General features: G+C 53.0%; 13 protein-coding genes and 1 tRNA gene. 10 read left to right on the top strand and 4 right to left on the bottom strand.

Annotation, left to right across the window (positions count from 1 at the left end; translation table 11 throughout):
• Positions 1-71 precede the first annotated feature (71 nt).
• Positions 72-148: transfer RNA gene (locus FM042_RS04775), tRNA-Trp, on the bottom strand.
• A gap of 365 nt (positions 149-513) precedes the next feature.
• Between FM042_RS04775 and FM042_RS04770 the strand changes: the two genes are divergently transcribed.
• Both FM042_RS04770 and prfC read left to right on the top strand, forming a co-directional pair.
• On the top strand, positions 514-3,012 hold the full coding sequence (locus FM042_RS04770) for a TonB-dependent receptor plug domain-containing protein (protein ID WP_143234835.1): 2,499 nt from the start codon (positions 514-516) through the stop codon (positions 3,010-3,012).
• 114 nt (positions 3,013-3,126) lie between these two features.
• A complete protein-coding gene (gene prfC / locus FM042_RS04765) occupies positions 3,127-4,710 on the top strand; it encodes a peptide chain release factor 3 (RefSeq protein WP_143234831.1) in 1,584 nt (527 codons plus the stop codon).
• 183 nt (positions 4,711-4,893) lie between these two features.
• On the opposite strand, the gene radA is transcribed toward prfC, so the two are convergent.
• A complete protein-coding gene (radA, locus tag FM042_RS04760; RefSeq protein WP_143234829.1) occupies positions 4,894-6,270 on the bottom strand; it encodes a DNA repair protein RadA in 1,377 nt (458 codons plus the stop codon).
• 162 nt (positions 6,271-6,432) lie between these two features.
• On the opposite strand from radA, the gene FM042_RS04755 reads away from it, so the two are divergent.
• The 3 genes from FM042_RS04755 to FM042_RS04745 are packed head-to-tail and all read left to right on the top strand — an operon-like array spanning position 6,433 to position 9,139.
• Positions 6,433-7,320, top strand: a complete 888-nt coding sequence (locus FM042_RS04755) for a substrate-binding domain-containing protein (RefSeq protein ID WP_143234827.1) — start codon at positions 6,433-6,435, stop codon at positions 7,318-7,320.
• Positions 7,317-8,291, top strand: coding sequence for a FecCD family ABC transporter permease (locus FM042_RS04750; protein WP_143234825.1), 975 nt, complete (start codon positions 7,317-7,319; stop codon positions 8,289-8,291). Before FM042_RS04755 ends, FM042_RS04750 begins: the two co-directional genes overlap by 4 nt.
• Positions 8,288-9,139 (top strand): ABC transporter ATP-binding protein, encoded by an 852-nt coding sequence (locus FM042_RS04745; protein ID WP_143234823.1) that lies wholly within the window; start codon positions 8,288-8,290, stop codon positions 9,137-9,139. The genes FM042_RS04750 and FM042_RS04745 overlap by 4 nt, the downstream gene beginning before the upstream one ends.
• Before the next feature lie 191 nt (positions 9,140-9,330).
• Here FM042_RS04745 and serB read toward each other — a convergent pair whose 3' ends face one another.
• A complete protein-coding gene (gene serB / locus FM042_RS04740; RefSeq protein WP_143234821.1) occupies positions 9,331-9,978 on the bottom strand; it encodes a phosphoserine phosphatase SerB in 648 nt (215 codons plus the stop codon).
• Positions 9,979-10,058: 80 nt separating this feature from the next.
• On the opposite strand from serB, the gene FM042_RS04735 reads away from it, so the two are divergent.
• From FM042_RS04735 to FM042_RS04715, 5 genes are all read left to right on the top strand, one after another.
• Complete coding sequence (locus tag FM042_RS04735) at positions 10,059-10,718, top strand: AhpA/YtjB family protein (RefSeq protein WP_143234819.1); 660 nt, start codon at positions 10,059-10,061, stop codon at positions 10,716-10,718.
• Between the two features lie 3 nt (positions 10,719-10,721).
• Positions 10,722-11,456, top strand: a complete 735-nt coding sequence (locus FM042_RS04730) for a TatD family hydrolase (RefSeq protein WP_143234817.1) — start codon at positions 10,722-10,724, stop codon at positions 11,454-11,456.
• Positions 11,457-11,488: 32 nt separating this feature from the next.
• Positions 11,489-12,118 carry a uracil phosphoribosyltransferase gene (upp, locus tag FM042_RS04725; RefSeq protein ID WP_143234815.1) on the top strand — a complete coding sequence of 210 codons (630 nt, stop codon included), beginning with the start codon at positions 11,489-11,491 and terminating at the stop codon, positions 12,116-12,118.
• A 97-nt stretch (positions 12,119-12,215) separates the two neighbouring features.
• Positions 12,216-13,883 carry an energy-dependent translational throttle protein EttA gene (gene ettA / locus FM042_RS04720; protein ID WP_143234813.1) on the top strand — a complete coding sequence of 556 codons (1,668 nt, stop codon included), beginning with the start codon at positions 12,216-12,218 and terminating at the stop codon, positions 13,881-13,883.
• An 86-nt stretch (positions 13,884-13,969) separates the two neighbouring features.
• Positions 13,970-15,811 (top strand): TonB-dependent receptor domain-containing protein, encoded by a 1,842-nt coding sequence (locus FM042_RS04715; RefSeq protein WP_143234811.1) that lies wholly within the window; start codon positions 13,970-13,972, stop codon positions 15,809-15,811.
• Between the two features lie 237 nt (positions 15,812-16,048).
• Here FM042_RS04715 and FM042_RS04710 read toward each other — a convergent pair whose 3' ends face one another.
• A complete protein-coding gene (locus tag FM042_RS04710; protein ID WP_143234809.1) occupies positions 16,049-16,321 on the bottom strand; it encodes a hypothetical protein in 273 nt (90 codons plus the stop codon).
• Positions 16,322-16,486 lie beyond the last annotated feature (165 nt).

Below are 16,486 nucleotides of genomic sequence, written 5' to 3'. Positions count from 1 at the left end.
CTTGAGTACGAAGAGGCATTCCCAAAACAACAAAAGGCAGACTCAATCGAGTCTGCCTTTTTTGAATGCGTTGGCAGGGGTGGAGGGATTCGAACCCCCAACCGTCGGTTTTGGAGACCGCTGTTCTACCAATTGGAACTACACCCCTGCATTAACGGCGTGAATTATACCGCCCCACTGTACTCCCGCAAGCACTTTGTGATCGAAACCGGTTTGTTCGCGTATTTATTAAGCGATTGTTATACGCGTTGTCGGTGTTCAGGATTTCCTAAACACCGTGATAACAATGGATTAGCAAGTTAGGTAATACAACTTTGGTCTACTTGACTAAACCCGAAAACAAGCCATAACTAATATATTCACAAAAGTATAACAATGCCCAACTAAAGGCTGTGCACCCTTCTATGCCTCTGATCGCATAATGCGGTTAGAGAGAAACGGTTGAGTGCGCAAACTATCGAGGGTTAATGCAATTAAAACGAAGTAACAATAACAATGTTCAGGAGAAAACTGATGCGTAAATTCAAGATGAAACCGCTTGCTTTAGTGGTGGCAGCGGCGCTTGCTCCTCAGTCTATAATGGCACAAGAAGCAGACGCCGAAACCCAAGTGCGAAGCGAACGTGTTGAACGAATTGTGGTGACTGGTACCCGTGTCGCCGGCCGTTCTGCGGAAGAGTCGACGGCACCGGTGGATATTGTGCGCGGCGAAGACTTGGCCCGTGCTGGTATTACTGAGTTAAATCAGGCGCTATCGGTGGCGCTGCCATCGTTTAACTTCCCGCGTCCGGGCTTGGCCGATGGTACCGATACGGTGCGTCCTGCCACCTTGCGTGGGCTTTCTCCAGACCAAACACTGGTATTGGTGAATTCAAAGCGGCGCCATCAAGCCGCCTTGGTGAACGTGAACGGCACTGTCGGACGCGGTTCTTCGGCGGTGGATTTAAACACGATTCCAATCGGTGCGGTGCAATCGGTGGAAGTGCTTCGTGACGGCGCTTCAGCGCAGTATGGCTCCGATGCGATTGCAGGCGTGATCAACGTGCGCTTGCGTGAGGCTCGCGAGGGTGGTTCGGTGTCGCTGCAATATGGTTGGCGCGATACCAGCTACACGACGCCTACCACGCCACCGCCAGCGGGTGCGACCTGGAGTGCTCCGTCTGAAATTACGCGCAGCCGCAGCGATGGTGAAACGGTGACACTCAATGCCTGGACAGGTTTGCCACTTACCGATAATGGCTATTTAACTTTGGCCCTTGAGTATAAAGATCAAGAACGCACAGAGCGTGGCGGTTGGGATTACCGACAACAGTATGAGCTAATTGATGGCGAGTTTGATCCACGTGAAGCCACTTTTGATCGCTTTAGTGCTTGGTATGGTGAGCCAGAAATCGAACAGCTTACCTTGTTTGCTAATGCAGGGATTAACCTCGACGACGGCTCGAAGTTTTATGGTTGGGCGTCGTATCAAGATCGACAAGCAGTTTCGGCTGGTTTCTACCGTCCTGCGCGGGATGCTCGCAACGTGCCTGAAATCTACCCCGATGGTTTCTTGCCATTGATTGCCCCTGATGTAGAAGATATGAGCTTGGCTGCTGGTTATGAATGGCAACTCGGTGAGTGGGCGATGGATACGTCGCTGGTGTTTGGCCAAAACGAAATGATGTTTACCATCAAAAACACCTTGAACCGCTCGATGGGTGTGGATAGCCCCACAGAATTTGATGCGGGTGGCTATCGTTACAATCAGTTGGTGTACAACCTTTCCGGTGTGCGCTTTATTGATGTTGATGGGCTTGCTTCGCCGTTGAACTTAGCGATGGGTTTGGAAGCGCGGCGTGAAGGATATCGAATCACCGCGGGTGAGCCGGCCTCCTACATCAACGGTGGGGTGACGCTAAACGGTAACCCAACGGCTTCCGGTTCTCAGGTATTCCCTGGCTTCCGCCCGAGCAACGCGGTGAGTGAAAGCCGCACGGCGATCGGGGCTTATGTCGACGTGGAAGCAGAAATGACATTGGACTGGTTGGTATCGGGTGCGATCCGCGTGGAAGAATATTCCGATTTCGGCAGCACGGTGACTGGGAAAATAGCGACGCGTTACGATATTTCTGATGATTTCGCGCTACGTGCATCGTTGCAGAATGGTTTCCGTGCGCCGTCGTTGCAGCAGCAGTATTTTACTGCGACATCGACCAACTTTATTAACGGTGTGCCGTTTGATATCACCACCTTCCCAGTTGCGGATCCGGTGGCAGTGGCTTTAGGGGCACGTCCGTTGGATGCAGAAGAGTCGATTAACTTGTCGTTGGGTGCGGTGATGCGCTTTGGCAATGTATCGGTGACGGTAGATGCTTATCGCATCGATATCGATGATCGCATTGTGTTATCGGAAAACCTAGTGCAGCCGAATGTGCGTGAATACCTTGAAGAACAAGGATTCGTGGGCATTGGTGGCGGTCGCTTCTTTATTAACGGGGTAGACACCGAAACTCAAGGGGTGGATGTTGTCGTGACCTGGCCGTGGATGACCGAGAACGCCGGTACCTTCGACTTTAATCTGGTGGGTAACTTCAACCGCACCAAAGTAACGCGGGTGCCAGCAACAGCGGAACTCGAGGCACTCGATCCAGCACCAACCTTGTTTGCCCGTACTAATGTGTTGACCTTCGAGAAGGGCACGCCGAAGAACAAACTGGGTTTGATTACCAACTGGAACCTAGACAATTGGTCGGGCACCATGCGCATCACGCGCTATGGTGAAGTATTGTCGCCAAACAATAACCCTGCGCTCGATTTTGAGCTCAGCGCGAAAACCTTGGTGGACTTGGAAGGTCGTTACGACTTCAATGAGAATTGGTCGATTGCTTTAGGTGCGGATAATATCTTCGACACTTATCCTGATCCGAACCCGATCCAATTGAACACCACGGGAGCAACCTCGTTCTCGAACTATTCACCATTTGGTCGTTCAGGCCGCTTTGTGTATGGTCGGGTTGCTTATCGCTTTTAAGTAACGGTGGATAATGCAAGGGGAGCCCTGGGGCTCCCCTTTCTATTTGGGGTGTCAAGCTGCGCGCTAACTGATACAATTGCGCCGATTTTTCTATGAGTGAAGTGGCTAGGCATGAGCAAGTTACAACAAGAAGTGGCAAAGCGTCGCACGTTCGCAATTATCTCGCATCCGGATGCGGGTAAAACTACGATTACCGAAAAGGTTCTTCTGCACGGGCAAAAGCTGCAAAAAGCGGGCACCGTGAAGGGCAAGAAATCGGGTCAACATGCGAAATCAGACTGGATGGAAATGGAAAAAGAGCGGGGCATCTCGGTGACCACCTCTGTGATGCAGTTTCCGTATCGCCAGTCGTTGGTGAACTTGCTCGATACCCCTGGTCATGAGGATTTCTCGGAAGATACCTATCGTACGCTTACGGCAGTAGACTCATGCTTAATGGTCATTGATGCCGCGAAAGGTGTTGAGGATCGCACCATCAAGTTGATGGAAGTGACGCGCTTGCGGGATACGCCAATTCTGACTTTTATGAACAAGCTCGATCGCGATATTCGTGATCCTTTGGAGCTGCTCGATGAAGTGGAAGACGTGCTGAAAATTATGTGCGCGCCTATTACGTGGCCGATTGGGCAGGGCAAGAATTTTAAGGGTGTGTATCACCTCTACCGTGACGAAACGATTTTCTATAAAACCGGCCAAGGCCACCGTATTCAAGAGTTGGATGTGGTAAAAGGCTTGGATAATCCGGAGCTTGATAAGCGCGTGGGTGTGTATGCCGAAGAATTGCGTGAGCAAATTGAGCTGGTGAAGGGCGCGTCGCACGAGTTTGATTTGGAACTGTTTTTGGAAGGCGAGTTAACGCCGGTGTTCTTTGGTACAGCCTTGGGTAACTTCGGCGTGGATCACATGCTCGATGGGCTGGTGGATTGGGCTCCAACACCGCAAGGCCGGGAAACAGATCAAGGCGAGATGATACACAGTGACGACGATCGGTTTTCTGGCTTTGTGTTTAAGATTCAAGCCAATATGGACCCAAAACACCGCGACCGCGTGGCCTTTATGCGGATCGTGTCGGGCCGTTATCATCAGGGCATGAAAATGAAGCACGCGCGTACCGGCAAAGATGTGCGCATCGCTGATGCGCTTACCTTCGTAGCGGGTGATCGTGAGCATGTGGATGAGGCGTGGCCGGGTGACATTATTGGTTTGCACAACCACGGCACGATTCAGATTGGTGATACGTTCACCTGGGGTGATTCGTTTAAGTTTACTGGTATCCCTAACTTTGCCCCGGAGTTATTCAGACGGATTCGTTTAAAAGATCCACTGAAGCAGAAGCAACTGTTGAAAGGTTTGGTTCAGCTTTCAGAAGAAGGTGCTGTGCAGGTGTTCCGTCCGCTAGCTTCCAACGATTTGATTGTGGGCGCGGTGGGTGTGCTGCAGTTCGACGTGGTGGTGCATCGCTTGCGTTCAGAATACAAAGTGGATGCTATGTACGAGAATATCCAAGTGGCCACGGCCCGCTGGGTCTATAGCGACGATGCCAAGAAATTCGAAGAATTCCAGCGCAAAAACGACCACAATTTGGCCCTGGATGGCGGCGATAACCTCGCTTATATTGCCCCTACCATGGCGAACCTATCGCTCACTACTGAGCGCTTCCCCGATGTGAGCTTCCGCCACACCCGCGAGGTATAGAAAACGCCACCTTAGGTAACAAAGTAACCCGCTTAAAACACGAGTTCCACCCCAGGGGTGAAACTCTGTAGCCCTCACCACACAGCGATTTCGGTGAAATCGAAAACAGCCGAAAACACGAATTCCACCCCAGGGGTGGAATTCTGTTTAAGCAGTACTGTGCGGGGCAACGCACTGCGTTGGCTACAGCAACTCGAGGGCTTCGGCGATGTTTTTGACGCCTTGGATGGTCATGCCGTTCGGTGGGGTTTTGGGAACGTTGGCGATGGGCACGATGGCGCGTTTGAAGCCGTGTTTTGCGGCTTCGTTGATGCGCTCGCTGCCGTTGGGCACGGGGCGAATCTCACCGGATAGCCCCACTTCACCAAAGACAATCAATTCTTGCGGCAAGGGCTGATCTTTAAAGCTCGACACAATCGCCAACAACAGTGCTAAATCGGCGCTGGTTTCGGTCACCCGCACGCCGCCCACAACGTTTACAAACACATCTTGATCGCCAAGCATCAGGCCGCCGTGGCGGTGCAGTACTGCGAGCAGCAATGCCAAGCGGTTTTGTTCGGTGCCTACGGCTACTCGACGAGGGTTGGCGAGCTGAGAATGGTCGACCAAGGCTTGAATCTCTACTAGCAGTGGGCGCGTCCCTTCCCATAATGTGAGTACTACTGAGCCAGTGCCTTGTTCGTCGCCGCGGCTCAAGAAAATGGCGGAGGGGTTTTTCACTTCCTTTAGGCCGTCGCCCATCATGGCGAACACACCGAGTTCATTCACCGCGCCGAAACGGTTTTTGGTGCCACGCAAAGTACGGTAACGGGAGTCGCTGTCGCCATCGAGAATGACCGAACAATCGATGCAATGCTCGAGTACTTTCGGGCCGGCTAGGGATCCGTCTTTGGTGACATGCCCCACCATAATGATGGCCACGTTGTTTTGCTTGGCGTAGCGGGTGAGGTAGGCCGCGGTTTCACGCACTTGCGACACACTGCCCGGGGCCGACTGAATATCACTCAAATGCATCACCTGAATGGAGTCGATGACCATAATTTTCGGTTTTTCTTGGTCGGCAATTTGGCAAATGGTTTCTACGGAGGTTTCTGCCAACATGCGCAGTTTGTCGGTGGGTAGGTTTAAGCGCTGGGCGCGCATCGCAACTTGCTGCAACGATTCCTCACCTGTCACGTACAGGGCAGGCATGTGCTGGGCCAATTTACACATGGTTTGCAGCAATAAGGTACTCTTCCCCGCACCTGGAGAGCCGCCGATAAGAATGGCGGAGCCAGGCACGATGCCGCCGCCGAGAACGCGGTCGAACTCTTGAAAGGTACTGGAAAACCGCGGTACTTGGGCGAGATCGACATCGCTTAAGGTTTGTACCTTGGCTTCGGTGAGCCCAGCAAAGCCGGTACGGCCGCCACTTTGCGCATGGCGAGGTGTTGCGGCGCCTAAGCGCACTTCGCTAATGGTATTCCATGCGTTACACTCAGAGCATTGTCCCTGCCAACGGGGATAATCGGCGCCACATTCGGTGCAGACGTAGGCAGTTTTTTGTTTTACTTTGGCCATGTGTACGGGCTCTCCGGTGTAGCGATTGTGGTTTTCCGCGAACTCTGTTGAGTCCACCATTTAATAAAATAATAAGGGAAGCACGCGGTGAGGGGAACCCACGTTCAACAAGGTTTTTGCCGATCTTGGCGCAGGCTCAGGTTTCACGCTGGCCTTGTGCTCTTGGCTACTCTACCTGTTTTTGCCGCTGCTGCGAACACCAGTGTGACGCCATTGCGGGTGGTGTCGTTGAATTATTGCCTCGATGATCAATTGCAGCCCTATGCAGACCAAGGCGTAATCACGCTCTATCCAAGCCGAGACCACGGCGCGCGCTTTGAACCTATTTTACAGTTTGCCCCTGATCTTGTGCTAGCAACGCCATTCACCGCGCACTACCGACTGCGCGCTTTTGAACAAGCGCATCTAGAAGTGGTTGTGCTCGAAGAACCTAATAGTGTTGGTCAGGCCGCGGAAGTGGCTTTCGCGCTTCATGAGTTGGTGACAGCACATTTAGGCGCTGATGACCGTGAAGGGATAACCTCAGGTGGTGATGACGCGTTTTCTGCAAACAATCACGCGGGTTTCGATGTAGAGTTAAGAGAGCCCAGTGATGTAGGCGCTCCACTCGTGAACGACACCTTTATGGCAGACGGAGCCCTCAGCTCAGAAAAAGCCCTCAGCCCTTCAGGAGCGGCAGATCTCAGCGGCCCAAATTCAAAACCCACCGCACTTTTTTACCTAGCGAATCAGTGGAGCTTCGGCACCGACACCCTTTGGCATGATGTTACGGAGCACTTAGGCTGGACCAACCTCGCGGCACAGCAGGGGAGCGGTTTGGTTAGTGTGTCGTTGGAGCATTTATTGTTGTGGCAGCCAGACATTGTGGTGATGGAAGTGGCTGAACAAAGCAGCCCCGACTTGGCACATGTAAATCTGCGTCACCCGAGTTTTCAGCGTTATATCGCCCACGAACAAGTGCAAGTGGTGCAACTGCCCCGCGCCTTGAGTGGCTGCATGGCCCAACAGCTGCCTGACGTTCTCAATCGGTTGCGCGAGGCCACTTTATGATTCGCCATCGTTGGATCTTTGCCCTGCTCATTCTCCTTAGTGCCATCGTAGCGTTGCAGTTGGGCAGTATGCCGATTTCGTTGGTCGATGCTCTACGTGGCGACGACCCGGTAGCGCAACAAATCCTCTTGGAAATTCGTTTACCCCGCGTGCTATTGGCAATTTTCGTGGGCGCGGCACTGGGCTTGGCAGGCGCGGCCATGCAAGGCTTATTGCGAAATCCCTTGGCGGAGCCAGGAATACTTGGGGTGTCGTCTGGGGCTGCCTTAGCGGCGGTGGTGGTGCTCTATTTTGGTTGGATCGGATGGCATAGCCTGTTTCTACCGATGAGCGCCATGCTGGGCAGCGCGTTGGCGCTATTTGTGGTGGTGACCATTGCAGGGTTACGCGCCAGTATTACGGCGCTGATTCTTGCTGGGGTTGCGGTGTCGGCGTTCCTTTCTGCGCTGATAGCGCTGGCACTGAGTATGGCGCCGAGCCCCTTTGCCTTGCAGGAAATTAACTTTTGGTTGCTGGGGTCTTTTGCCTATCGCGATATGAGCCAGGTTGGTCTGGCGCTTGCGACCCTTATTCCCGGGGCATTTTTGTTGTTGCGCTCGGGGCGATTTCTAGAAGGCCTAACCCTCGGCGAAGAAACCGCCGCATCCATGGGTTTTACCGTGGTCAGAGAGCGGTTTTGGATTCTCCTTGGAACCGCGATCGTGGTGGGTGGTGCAGTGGCCGTGACCGGCGTGATTGGCTTTGTGGGCCTTATTGTTCCGCACTTGCTGCGCCCCTTAGTGCGCGGAAACCCGCGCCAGTTACTATTGAGTTCCATGTTAGGCGCTGCTTTGTTTGTGCTGTGGATGGATATGTTGGTGCAAATTTTGCCGACGACTCGTGAGCTGCAAGTGGGTGTGATGACGGCCTTTGTCGGTGGCCCGTTCTTCCTCTTCTTACTCCTGCGGGCCAAGCGGGGGTATCGCTTATGAGTTTGCAACTGAATCAGGTGAGCTTTCGCTATGATGACGCGCCGCTATTTGACGGGTTATCGACGCAATTACCCCAGGGGCAGTTGATTGGAATTCTTGGAGAAAACGGCTCTGGAAAGAGTACGTTATTAAAGCTGATTGCGGGTATTGAGCCGGTGCAACAGGGGCAAATTCGTTGGCAGGGGACGGCGGTACACCAGTGGTCGCCGGAGCAGCGGGCGCGAACCTTGGGGTATTTAGGTCAAGGTGTGGTGCCGGCGTGGTCGATGTGGGTGGAAGATGTGGTGAAGTTAGCGCGGGTGAAGCATTCCGAGCAGGCGGTAACCGACGCCATGGCCCGCACCGATTGTTTGCACTTGGCAAAACGCAAGGTAACAGAGTTGTCTGCTGGGGAATTACAGCGGGTGTTGTTGGCGCGAGTACTGGTGGGTGCGCCGAAGTTGTTATTGGCGGACGAACCCACTGCCGGGCTGGATCCGCGCCATCAAGAACAAGTGATGCAGTTGTTGCATGGGCACGCCCAGTCCGGTGCTACGGTGTTAGTGGTGATGCATGATCTCGTTGCCGCTCGGCAATGGTGTGATCATGTGCTGGTGCTGGCAACGCGCAGGGCGAGTATGGAACCCGTCATTCAAGATAATAGCGCCGAGCTTGTCGCTCACGCTCACGGTACCAAGTTTGCTACACGGGATAAGGGCTCCGAGGTTGTTACTTCAGAAAAGGGCTCCGAAATTGTTACTTCAGAAAAGGGCTCCGAGATAGTCGCGCAAGGTAACAGCCGAGAGATACTGACGCCTCAGTTTATCGCCGATGTGTTCGGGGTGAACATACCTCTGAGTCATCAGTAGCCGACGGATTACATTCCTAAGCTCCGACAACAACAGTTTCGCCCCAGGGGTGAAACTGTTGTTTTGGGGGATCTCCGTGGGTGGGGAATATCTCGTAACGCATTGTTGAGGTTGAGTTTTAACAGTTTCACCCCTGGGGCGAAACTGTTGTTTTGGGGCATCTTCGTGGGTGGGCCAACGCGGTGCGTTGGTTACTTGAGGATGTCGATGAGGCCGGCGAGGGTGCCTTCGATGCAGATGTCGGCTACTTCGCGCAGGGCGGGCTTGGCGTTAAAGGCGACACCGAGGCCTGCAGCTTCGAGCATGGGAATATCGTTGGCACCGTCGCCCACAGCGATGGTTTGCGCGCGGGGAATGCCGTATTGCTGTTTAAGGGCTTCTAACGCATTGGCTTTGGCTTGGCCATCGATAATCGGGCCCAACAAGCGCCCAGTAAGCTCGCCATTCTTCACTTCCAATACATTGCAGGCCACGAAATCGACGCCAAAGCGCATGCTAGCGCTATCGGCAAACCAAGTAAATCCGCCGCTGACAATGGCGGTGCGCCAACGGTGTTTCTTAAAAAACGCCATTAATTCGTCGGCACCGTCGCTATAAGGTAGGTTATCGGCCATATCCCAAATGAGGGATTCCTTTACCCCGGCCAGAAATTTTACGCGCTGGTGTAATGCCTCTACGAAATCCATTTCTCCTCGCATCGCTGCTTCGGTGACCGCGGCGACTTTGTCGCCAAATCCTGCGGCAGCGGCAATTGCATCAATACTTTCCAGTTGAATCAGGGTGGAATCCATATCGAAAACAACCAGGCCAGGTTTGTGGATATCGGGCAATGCGTGCATTCCATGATTCCTATGTAAAAGCGTCCGCGCTGCGGAGGATATTATTGCTTGCAGACGCGCGCTAAGCTAAAGTTGCCGCTATGAATATACCCCAGTCTAGCTTAAAAAATCGAGTGTCTGATCAACCGTCTGAAAAACGGCCATGGTTGGTGCGCGGCGAGCGCTGGTATCGTCGTGGCATTCTCGGCTTTTTAGCTGTGCTTATTATTACCAATATTGCGACCGCCTATTGGCAAAGTCGTGATGAAGGTGATCGCGTTCTTGCGGCCCACACGGAAAACCTCGCCCGGCTTATTTTGTCGCAAGCAGAACATGAAGCCCGCATCTGGTTTTTGGAAGACAACTACGAAGGCTTGCGTAGCTTAGCCCATCATTTGCAGGGGCAAGAATCGATTCTTGAGGTGAGTGTGCAAGACGAGCTGGGCCGCTCGGTTGTGCGTGCGGGTCATGATTTACCCATACATCAGTACCTGTTGAGTTTGCCCGATACGCTATGGGCGGTGCCTATGGTGGCGACGGTGATGGATCACGATGGGGCCGGTGCTCAGTTACTTGGCTTTGTGCGCATTACCTTCGATTATGATCGCATTACTGCGCAATCACGTCCGTATCATCGGGCGTCGCTGCAGAATCAGTTGTTGATGCTGGTGATGGCGTTCCTCGCGGGGATTTTAGTCGCCTTTGCATTACTGCGGCGCCGCCGACCTATTGCGGTGCCTGTGAATAACGACGAGGCCTAGGCGATGGTCTGGTGTGCGGATTTTCTGCCCGGGCCAGATCTTGCGCGGATAACGGACGCGCACTGCCATCTCGATTTCCCTGATTTTGATGACGATCGTGATGCTGTGCTGGCGCGCGCCCGCGACGCCGGTGTTCAGCGTTTTTTGGTGCCCGGTGTGCAAAAGTCACAATGGTCGCGACTTGAAACTTTGGGCCAGAAATATGCTGATTGGTCGCTGGCCTATGGGCTGCATCCGTATTTTATCGAGGCCCATCAAGAGGCGGATTTGAAGGCCCTCTCCCAGCAACTTGAGAAAGGGGCGATTGCCCTTGGTGAAATTGGCTTAGACGCAACCGTTGGCGATCAAGAGAAACAGGTTCACTTTTTTAAAGAGCAGCTCGCTATTGCCGCAGCGCTCGAGCTGCCGGTGATTTTGCACCATCGCAGAACCTTAGACACGCTTCTTTCGTTGGTACGGCAAGCAGGCGTAACCCAAGGCATGGTGCATGCTTTTAGCGGCAGTTACGAACAAGCGATGGCGTGGATTGATGCGGGCTTTTATTTAGGTGTCGGCGGTGTGATTACTTACGAGCGGGCACAAAAAACCCGGGCTGCATTGGCGCGAGTACCGTTGCAGCGTCTACTCTTAGAAACCGACAGTCCGGATATGCCGTTGCAGGGATATCAAGGACAACGCAATGAGCCGGCTCGGGTCATTCGTGTACGCGATACGCTGCGAGAACTGCGTCAGTTATAATCAATACAACACAAATAAAAAGGAAGTAAGTCATGGCCTTGCATGTCATCACGCACCCGTTAATTCAACATAAACTCGGCTTAATGCGGGCCCAGGATATTAGTACCAAGGCATTTCGGGAGCTGGCCAATGAGCTTGGCAACTTGCTCACCTACGAAGCCACTAAAGATCTCACGCTTGAAACGCAAACCATGACCAGTTGGAGCGGCGACGATATTACTGTGCAGCGTCTGAAAGGCAAGAAAGTGACCATCGTGCCGATTCTGCGCGCTGGACTGGGTATGCTTGACGGTGTGTTGCAGTTGATCCCGAGCGCGAAAGTGAGCGTGGTGGGGTTGTACCGGGACGAAACGACCTTAGAGCCGGTACCTTATTACGAGAAATTCGCGGGTAATATCGACGAGCGTATGGCGTTGGTAATCGATCCGATGCTAGCGACCGGCGGCACCATGGTGGCGACGTTAGATATGCTCAAGGCCAAGGGCTGCCAAGAAATTCGGGTGTTGGTACTGGTGGCGGCGCCAGAAGGGGTGAAACGGGTATTGGAAGCACACCCAGATGTTACGATTTATGCGGCTGGGCAAGACGAGCGCCTTAATGAGCATGGCTATATTTTGCCGGGCTTAGGCGATGCTGGCGATAAGATTTTCGGTACCAAATAAGATTTACGGATTTCCCTAAGGGGGGCGGTGCCGAGGTGAATCAGCCTATGGTACAATCGCTCCAATTTTCCGATGTCGATACAGGAATCAACTGGTAATGGCACAATATATTTACAGTATGCTGCGGGTGAGCAAAGTGGTGCCCCCGAAGCGTACCATTCTAAAAGATATTTCCTTGAGCTTCTTCCCAGGCGCAAAAATTGGTGTGCTGGGCTTAAACGGGGCCGGTAAATCAACCCTGCTGCGCATTATGGCGGGCGTGGATAAAGAATATGACGGTGAAGCACGGCCACAGCCGGGCATCAACATCGGCTATTTGCCGCAAGAGCCACAATTGGATCCGGCAAAAACCGTGCGTGAGATCGTGGAAGAAGCGGTCGCTGATGTGAAAGACGCGTTGAACCGCTTAGACGCGATTTACGCAGCCTACGCCGAAGAAGGCGCTGATTTTGATGCCTTGGCCAAAGAGCAGGGCGAGATGGAAGCGATTTTGCAGGCGAAAGACGGCCACAACCTTGAGAACACCCTCGAGCGTGCCGCGGATGCGCTGCGTTTGCCGCCGTGGGATGCGAAAATTGAACATCTCTCGGGTGGTGAGCGTCGTCGAGTGGCGATTTGTCGCTTGTTGTTAGATAAGCCCGATATGTTGTTGCTCGATGAGCCAACCAACCACTTGGATGCAGAGTCTGTAGCTTGGTTAGAACGCTTCTTGCACGATTACGAAGGCACTGTGGTGGCGATTACCCACGATCGTTATTTCTTGGATAACGTGGCAGGCTGGATTCTTGAGCTCGACCGGGGTTATGGCATTCCGTGGGAAGGCAATTACTCCTCGTGGTTGGAGCAGAAGGAAGCACGCTTGGCGCAAGAAGAGCGCACTGAAGCGGCACGTCAGAAGTCGATTAAGAAAGAGTTGGAGTGGGTGCGCCAGAACCCAAAAGGACGTCAGGCGAAGAGCAAGGCGCGGATGTCTCGTTTTGAAGAGTTGCAGTCGAACGATTATCAAGCCCGTAATGAAACCAATGAGCTCTTTATTCCGCCGGGCCCACGTTTGGGCGACAAAGTGCTCGACGTAACCAATTTACGCAAGAGTTATGGCGATCGGGTGCTTATTGATGATCTGACCTTCAGCATGCCCAAGGGCGCAATCGTGGGCATTATCGGCCCGAACGGTGCAGGTAAATCAACTTTGTTCCGAATGATTAGCGGCAAAGAGCAACCGGATTCAGGCACCATTGAAGTGGGTGAAACCGTTGAGCTGGCTTCGGTGGAGCAGTTCCGTGATCACATGGATGATAGCAAGACCGTATGGGAAGAGATTTCCGAGGGCTTGGATATTATGAAGATTGGCAACTACGAGGTGGCGAGTCGGGCCTATGTCGGGCGCTTTAACTTCCGTGGTAACGATCAGCAAAAACGTATTGGTGAGCTGTCCGGTGGTGAGCGCAACCGGGTGCATTTGGCCAAGCTGCTTAAAGCTGGCGGCAACTTATTGCTCCTCGATGAGCCAACCAACGATCTCGACGTGGAAACTTTGCGGGCCTTGGAAGAAGCCTTGCTGGAATTCCCGGGAGCGGCCTTAGTGATCTCGCACGATCGCTGGTTCTTAGACCGGGTAGCGACCCATATTTTGGATTATCGCGATGAAGGTAACGTGACTTTCTATGAAGGTAACTACTCTGATTACGAAGCCTATATGAAGAAAACCTATGGTGCTGATGCGATGGAACCGCATCGTATTAAATACAAAAAAATCACCAAGTAAGGGTTTGCGCGCCTGTTCCTGCGATCGGTGGGGGCAGGCGTTTTTGTATCTGTTGTTTGTGTTGACGTGGTTCGTTTGGGGGATCTATGTGGTTATCGATGATGTTGGCCGCAAGTGTTTCGACAGCGCCGGAGTTGGAGCGAATTTCTGTGGTAGGAACGCGTTTACCACAGGCGCAACATGCACAACCTGCGCCGGTACAGGTGATTACTCGTCATGAGGTCGCTCGTTTGCAAGGCGGTTCGATCATGCCATTGCTACGTCAGATCGCGGGCGCAGAAGTGTACTCAACGGGTGCCTTTGGCGGCCAAACCTCGCTGTTTATGCAAGGCAGTAGCAGTGCGCAAGTGTTGGTATTGCTCGACGGCCAACCGTTAACGAGCCCTACCTTGGGTACGGCGGCGTTGCAAAACATTCATCCTGATGAAGTTGAACGCATTGAAATCGTGCGCGGCGCGCGTTCCTCGCTGTATGGTTCAAATAGTATGGCTGGGGTGGTGAATATTATTAGCCGCAGGGCTCAGCAATCTGGGGGCGAAGTGCGATTGCGCCATGGGGCGCATAATTATCGGGAGATGGCGGGCTCTGCCAGTTATGTGACCTCGATGAGTCGTCATCACTTGGCCTTGTCGCGGCGCTTGTTTGAAGGCTATGACCTCACTACAGATACTGAATTTGGCAATCATGATATGGACGGTGCTCAGGCCACGAATGTGTTGTTTAACAATACTTTTACGGCATCTGAGCGGCTGTCGTTTCAATTGCGCCATATGCAGAATCACAGCGTAGCCGACTATGATCAGCAATGTTTTGATGCGCAAACTTTCGAGCGGTCGACCTGTCATCCAGCGACCCGCACACGCCAACATGGCACGCAAGGTGGGGTCACCGTACAGTGGCGCCCGGGTTTGCGCCATGAGTGGCAATTGGGCGAGTTCCGCGAGCGCATGCGAACCATCGACAAACGCGTTTCTGAGCCCCAATGGACAGGTGTGAATGATGTGTTTGCCACCGAGCGTCAGCATATTTCTTGGTTACAAACTCAATCTTTGGCGGCGGGTAATCAGCAGTTATCCATCGGGATTGATTGGCAGCAGGAAGAGGCGGAATTGAGTAGTGTGGACTTATCACAGAAGCGACGCCGCAGTGCTGCAGGCTTGCTGCAATACCAATGGGATTACGCAGATTGGCAAGTGAACCTTGGTGGGCGCCTGGAAGACACAACAGGTTTCTCGGTGCAGGGATCCCATCATGTGGATTTTGCCTGGGTTAGTATTCCGCGCTGGACGCTGGGGGTGGGCCAGGCAAGTGGCTACCGACATCCGACGTTAAATGATTTGTATTGGCCTACTGGCGGCAATCCGGATTTGGATACGGAGCGGTCGCGATCTTATCGGGCGTTTGCGCAGTTCGATACTGGGTCGGGGCATGTTGAGGCGGAACTGTTTCGCCATGAGTTTACCAAGTTAATTGCGTGGCAGCCCAGTGCTGATGATCCATGGTTGTGGCAGCCGATGAACGTTGGCGCCGCTCGCGCGCAAGGTATTACTGGGCGCTGGGAGCATCAGTATGGAGTGTGGCGTTTGCGGGCGCACGGTACCATGCAAAACACCTTGGATCGGGAAAGCGGTGAAGCGCTACTATATCGGGCCCACCGTTTTGCTAATTTTACCGCCAGTTACGGATTCCCGGAAGGGGTGTTATCGGCTGATGTGTATATGAGCAGCTCGCGGCTGAGTGATGTGTGGACTGGCGAACGGGTTCCGGGATATTGGTTACTCAACGCGCGTTGGGAGCAAAGCTTGGCCTATGACTGGCAGCTCTACGTGAGCATGGACAATATGCTCGATAAAACTTACGAGCAACGCCCGGGCTTTAACGAACCCCGCCGCCAATTCCGCATCGGCGTTTCCTACCACTGGCGCTAACCCCAAACAATTCCGCCCCAGGGGCGTAACGGTGTTTTTCAGCTCGCTCCAACAATTGTGCCCCAGGGGTGAAACTCATGTTGCCAGCGCATTTCGCCGGCCCACAGCTAAATCAGAAAAGGCCTTAAAATCAAGGCTTTCACGCGTTTTTAACAGTTATGCCCCAGGGGCGTAACAGTGTTTTTCGGGTATTTCCAACAACTCCGCCCCAGGGGCGTAACAGTGTTTTTAGAACGGTCAGTAGCCGCTCGACATCATGGCGAAGCCGAAGATGATGGACATCATGAAGAATAGACCGAAAGCTACGACGAAGAGGAGTAACGTTGCTTTTGCCCAGTTCGCTTTACTCGGGTGGGTACTGCTGCCAAAGCCCCAAACAAACAACATAATAAAGCCAACGAGGGGAATGGCGGTAATAATCAGTGTGATAAACCAATCGCCGACACTAATAGGCGCAATTTGGCCAGTGGGTGGGGTTTTTGGTGGTACTGTTTCAGTTACTTCGCTCATCTTGCATCTCCTTTTTTTTATTTTGTGTTAGTTATTCGCTAACTTTGCAAGCATAAACCTGAATTCAATAAACTGCATAATTCAGCAGTCGTTAACTCCTCTTTTTAAACATTTCCGCCCCAGGGGTGGAATAACTGGAGGTGACCTGAAAACAGAGTTTCGCCC

It is taken from the genome of Aliidiomarina halalkaliphila (assembly GCF_007096385.1).
In the GTDB taxonomy this organism is placed as follows: Bacteria; Pseudomonadota; Gammaproteobacteria; order Enterobacterales; family Alteromonadaceae; genus Aliidiomarina; species Aliidiomarina halalkaliphila.
The sequence above is the reverse complement of the archived record's forward strand: the minus strand, read 5'-3'. Positions and strand labels throughout refer to the sequence as shown.

Coding starts and splice junctions, on each gene's coding strand:
- FM042_RS04770 (WP_143234835.1), top strand. CDS start 514: ATGCGTAAATTCAAGATGAAACCGCTTGCTTTAGTGGTGGCAGCGGCG.
- prfC (WP_143234831.1), top strand. CDS start 3,127: ATGAGCAAGTTACAACAAGAAGTGGCAAAGCGTCGCACGTTCGCAATT.
- radA (WP_143234829.1), bottom strand. CDS start 6,270: ATGGCCAAAGTAAAACAAAAAACTGCCTACGTCTGCACCGAATGTGGC.
- FM042_RS04750 (WP_143234825.1), top strand. CDS start 7,317: ATGATTCGCCATCGTTGGATCTTTGCCCTGCTCATTCTCCTTAGTGCC.
- FM042_RS04745 (WP_143234823.1), top strand. CDS start 8,288: ATGAGTTTGCAACTGAATCAGGTGAGCTTTCGCTATGATGACGCGCCG.
- serB (WP_143234821.1), bottom strand. CDS start 9,978: ATGCACGCATTGCCCGATATCCACAAACCTGGCCTGGTTGTTTTCGAT.
- FM042_RS04735 (WP_143234819.1), top strand. CDS start 10,059: ATGAATATACCCCAGTCTAGCTTAAAAAATCGAGTGTCTGATCAACCG.
- FM042_RS04730 (WP_143234817.1), top strand. CDS start 10,722: ATGGTCTGGTGTGCGGATTTTCTGCCCGGGCCAGATCTTGCGCGGATA.
- upp (WP_143234815.1), top strand. CDS start 11,489: ATGGCCTTGCATGTCATCACGCACCCGTTAATTCAACATAAACTCGGC.
- ettA (WP_143234813.1), top strand. CDS start 12,216: ATGGCACAATATATTTACAGTATGCTGCGGGTGAGCAAAGTGGTGCCC.
- FM042_RS04715 (WP_143234811.1), top strand. CDS start 13,970: ATGTGGTTATCGATGATGTTGGCCGCAAGTGTTTCGACAGCGCCGGAG.
- FM042_RS04710 (WP_143234809.1), bottom strand. CDS start 16,321: ATGAGCGAAGTAACTGAAACAGTACCACCAAAAACCCCACCCACTGGC.